The sequence below is a fragment of the Priestia sp. 40 genome (assembly GCF_049368575.1).
GTDB lineage: Bacteria > Bacillota > Bacilli > Bacillales > Bacillaceae_H > Priestia > Priestia zanthoxyli.
The window spans coordinates 1-3101 of record NZ_JBMPZA010000027.1; the positions used below are offsets into that span (position 1 = coordinate 1).

The following is a 3101-nucleotide window of genomic DNA, read 5'->3' on the forward strand; positions in this document are numbered from 1 at the left end:
AAAGCTATCCACTCCGTTGTAATTTTACATTTGGCGTATACGTATAGGTACCATTTGAATTTACTACCACCGTCCCATTCACTGGAACTGCCAGTAACCCGTACGTCAGTGGGTTTTCGTCCACATCCGTTGCCACCACTCGGCTATTCAAACTCGTGTCTTCATTGATCACAAACGCGTAGTCTGGCACCACTGGTGCATCGTTCACTGGCGTGACTATTACTAGTACGTTCGTTACTATGAACGCACCCGACGGGTCGCTTATTAGGACTGTGAACGTATCACTTCCAGTGTAATTTTCATTTGGTGTGTATGTGAACGTTCCATCACCATTGACCACTGCCACTCCATTTGTTGGTGGGTCCTGTAACGTGTACGTCAGTACTTCTCCATATGGATCAGTGGCTACGATTTGGCTAGTAACAGGTGTTTCTTCAGGTGTAACAATCGTAATTTCGTTTGGACCTGACTGGTGGATCATTTACGGGCTGAATCGTAATTGTGATGGTGGAAAAGGCTGTTCCTCCTTGGCCATCGCTGACCACGACACTAAAGCTATCCACTCCAGTGTAATTTTCATTTGGCGTATAGCTATAGCTGCCGTCTGGATTTACTACCACTGTCCCATTTGCTGGACCTGCCAGTAACCCGTACGTTAGTGGGTTTCGTCCACATCCGCAGATTGCCACCACTCGGCTATTCAAACTCGTGTCTTCGTTGATCACAAACGCGTAGTCTGGCACCACTGGTGCATCGTTCACTGGCGTGACTATTACTAGTACGTTCGTCACTATGAACGCACCGAACAGATGCTTATTAGGACTGTGAACGTATCATTTCCAGTGTAATTTTCATTTGGTGTGTATGTGAACGTTCCATCACCATTGACCACTGCCACTCCATTTGTTGGTGGGTCCTGTAACGTGTACGTCAGTACTTCTCCATCTGGATCAGTGGCTACGATTTGGTTAGTACCAGGTGTTTCTTCAGGTGTAACAATCGTAATTTCGTTTGGACCTACTGGTGGATCATTTACGGGCTGAATCGTAATTGTGATGGTGAAATGGCTGTTCCTCCTTGGCCATCGCTGACCACGACACTAAAGCTATCCACTCCAGTGTAATTTTCATTTGGCGTATAGCTATAGCTGCCGTCTGGATTTACTACCACTGTTCCATTTGCTGGAACTGCCAGTAACCCGTACGTTAGTGGGTTTCCGTCCACATCCGTTGCCACCACTTGGCTGTTCAAACTCGTGTCTTCATTGATCACAAACGCGTAGTCTGGCACCACTGGTGCATCGTTCACTGGCGTGACTGTTACTAATACATTCGTCACTATAAATGCGCCCAACGGGTCGCTTATTAGGACTGTGAACGTATCATTTCCAGTGTAATTTTCATTTGGCGTGTACGTGAACGTTCCATCACCATTGACCACTGCCACCCCATTTGTCGGTGGATCTTGTAACGCATACGTGAGCACTCCTCCATCTGGATCAGTCGCTACGATTTGGCTAGTAACAGGTGTTTCTTCAGGTGTAACAATCGTAATTTCGTTTGGACCTACTGGCGGATCATTTACTGGCAGAATCGTAATTGTAATTGTGGAGATGGCTATGCCTCCCTTGGCCGTCTGACACCAATACCGTAAACTGATCTATCCCATTAAAATCAGCATTTGGGGTATACGTGTACATCCCATCTAAGCTCACGTTTACTATTCCATTTACTGGAGCATTTTGTAGCGAATAAGTCAGTGGATTGCCATCAATATCAGTGGCAATTACCATAGAAGTTACTGATGTATCTTCATTCGTTGTCAACTGATAAAGTAGGAACAATCGGAGGATCATTTATTGGAATAACTGTAACGATAACTGAAGAAGTAGCATTTCCTCCTAAATTATCAGTTATATATACTACGAACGCATCTGAACCGGTAAAGTTTGCATTCGGTGTATACGTAAATATTCCTGTATCAGAATCAATTGTTACTACTCCATTAATAGGTTGATTTTCAATAGTATAAACAAGTGGATTTCCATTTACATTAGTAGCAATTATTTGATTTGTTACTGGTGTGTCTTCATCAGTAGAGATTTGTAAATCTTGTGAAGTTGTAGTTCCATTTGTTTCAAGTACCCTTACAAAAATGGTTGATAGTGCAGTCTCCTTCTGGGTCTGTTATTAGTATGGTAAATTGATCATTACCTATAAAATCGTTATTAGGTGTATAAATGAATGTACCATCTTGACTTATAACAGCATTACCGTTATTTCGAACTAATTGCAGAGTATAGGTTAGAGTAACGTTGTCGGGATCTGAAGCAGGTATGCTGCTTGTAACAGGAAGGTTAATGGTCGTTGTACAGACGATCTCCTCCTACTGGCGGATCGTTGACGGGACAATCGTTAAGGTTACAGTAGAAAGAGAAGTTCCTCCTTTACCGTTCTAGACCAGTACGGAAATCGATCGCGTAATTTAAATTTGGTGTATAAGTAAATACTCCGTTTGCCCCTGAATACAACACTTCCATTTGACGGAGGCGGATTCAACAGAGTAAATGTCAAAGGATCTCCATCGGGATCAAAAGCTGGAATTTGATTTGTAAGGGGTGTATCTTCATTAATTGTAAATGCTAAATCAGCGGTGATTGGAGGGTCATTCACTGGAATTACGTTTATTGTAACAGTCAGAACCGTCGTTCCCCCTGACCATCTGAAACCAATACCGTAAATTGATCTGTCCCATTGAAATTTAGGTTTGGTTGATAACTAAACGTTCCATCTGCGTTCACGGCAGCTATTCCATTTGTTGGACCATTTTGCAGCTGATAACTAAGAGGATTTCCATCCACATCTGTCCCTACCACTGCTCCTACCACAGGACTATCTTATTAAACGTGTAATTTGGCACCGTTGGTGCATAAGACTCACTGGCGTGACTTGCCATTCACGTTTGAAACCGCCGTGCCTCCTTGGCCATATTGATACCAACACGGTAAACTAATATCATCCATAAATTTCAGGTTCGGCTGGTAGCTAAACGTTCATCTGCATTCACCACGGCCACTCCGTTGCCTGGTGCCGTTTGTAGGC

General features: G+C 43.5%; 11 protein-coding genes. 2 read left to right on the forward strand and 9 right to left on the reverse strand.

All coding sequences use genetic code 11. The annotated features are described in order from the left end of the window. Nucleotides 1–4: 4 nt before the first annotated feature. From ACO1DI_RS28240 to ACO1DI_RS28255, 4 genes are read right to left on the reverse strand one after another with little or no spacing between them, the layout of a single operon-like run. Nucleotides 5–481, reverse strand: a complete 477-nt coding sequence (locus tag ACO1DI_RS28240) for a cadherin-like domain-containing protein (RefSeq protein ID WP_423145798.1) — start codon at nucleotides 479–481, stop codon at nucleotides 5–7. Then, entirely contained in the window at nucleotides 435–791 is a 357-nt protein-coding gene (locus ACO1DI_RS28245; RefSeq protein ID WP_423145799.1) for an Ig-like domain-containing protein, read from the reverse strand. Before ACO1DI_RS28245 ends, ACO1DI_RS28240 begins: the two co-directional genes overlap by 47 nt. Then, nucleotides 791–1057 (reverse strand): Ig-like domain-containing protein, encoded by a 267-nt coding sequence (locus ACO1DI_RS28250; protein ID WP_423145803.1) that lies wholly within the window; start codon nucleotides 1055–1057, stop codon nucleotides 791–793. The genes ACO1DI_RS28245 and ACO1DI_RS28250 overlap by 1 nt, the downstream gene beginning before the upstream one ends. Then, nucleotides 1033–1554, reverse strand: coding sequence for a cadherin-like domain-containing protein (locus tag ACO1DI_RS28255; protein WP_423145804.1), 522 nt, complete (start codon nucleotides 1552–1554; stop codon nucleotides 1033–1035). Before ACO1DI_RS28255 ends, ACO1DI_RS28250 begins: the two co-directional genes overlap by 25 nt. Between ACO1DI_RS28255 and ACO1DI_RS28260 the strand changes: the two genes are divergently transcribed. Further along, nucleotides 1478–1639: a hypothetical protein gene (locus tag ACO1DI_RS28260; protein ID WP_423145807.1), complete on the forward strand. Its 162-nt coding sequence runs from the start codon at nucleotides 1478–1480 to the stop codon at nucleotides 1637–1639. The two genes, ACO1DI_RS28255 and ACO1DI_RS28260, sit on opposite strands and share 77 nt — an antisense overlap. On the opposite strand, the gene ACO1DI_RS28265 is transcribed toward ACO1DI_RS28260, so the two are convergent. The 3 genes from ACO1DI_RS28265 to ACO1DI_RS28275 are packed head-to-tail and all read right to left on the reverse strand — an operon-like array spanning nucleotide 1577 to nucleotide 2379. Further along, nucleotides 1577–1855, reverse strand: a complete 279-nt coding sequence (locus ACO1DI_RS28265) for a cadherin-like domain-containing protein (protein ID WP_423145800.1) — start codon at nucleotides 1853–1855, stop codon at nucleotides 1577–1579. The two genes, ACO1DI_RS28260 and ACO1DI_RS28265, sit on opposite strands and share 63 nt — an antisense overlap. After that, nucleotides 1812–2156, reverse strand: a complete 345-nt coding sequence (locus tag ACO1DI_RS28270) for a cadherin-like domain-containing protein (RefSeq protein ID WP_423145805.1) — start codon at nucleotides 2154–2156, stop codon at nucleotides 1812–1814. The genes ACO1DI_RS28265 and ACO1DI_RS28270 overlap by 44 nt, the downstream gene beginning before the upstream one ends. Then, nucleotides 2137–2379 carry an Ig-like domain-containing protein gene (locus tag ACO1DI_RS28275; RefSeq protein ID WP_423145806.1) on the reverse strand — a complete coding sequence of 81 codons (243 nt, stop codon included), beginning with the start codon at nucleotides 2377–2379 and terminating at the stop codon, nucleotides 2137–2139. The genes ACO1DI_RS28270 and ACO1DI_RS28275 overlap by 20 nt, the downstream gene beginning before the upstream one ends. Here ACO1DI_RS28275 and ACO1DI_RS28280 point away from each other — a divergent pair. After that, nucleotides 2315–2458: a hypothetical protein gene (locus ACO1DI_RS28280; RefSeq protein WP_423145808.1), complete on the forward strand. Its 144-nt coding sequence runs from the start codon at nucleotides 2315–2317 to the stop codon at nucleotides 2456–2458. The genes ACO1DI_RS28275 and ACO1DI_RS28280 overlap by 65 nt on opposite strands. Here the strand turns inward: ACO1DI_RS28280 and ACO1DI_RS28285 are convergent. Both ACO1DI_RS28285 and ACO1DI_RS28290 read right to left on the reverse strand, forming a co-directional pair. Further along, nucleotides 2421–2672: an Ig-like domain-containing protein gene (locus tag ACO1DI_RS28285; protein ID WP_423145801.1), complete on the reverse strand. Its 252-nt coding sequence runs from the start codon at nucleotides 2670–2672 to the stop codon at nucleotides 2421–2423. The two genes, ACO1DI_RS28280 and ACO1DI_RS28285, sit on opposite strands and share 38 nt — an antisense overlap. 23 nt (nucleotides 2673–2695) lie before the next feature. Then, on the reverse strand, nucleotides 2696–2875 hold the full coding sequence (locus ACO1DI_RS28290) for a cadherin-like domain-containing protein (RefSeq protein WP_423145802.1): 180 nt from the start codon (nucleotides 2873–2875) through the stop codon (nucleotides 2696–2698). Between the last annotated feature and the right edge of the window lie 226 nt (nucleotides 2876–3101).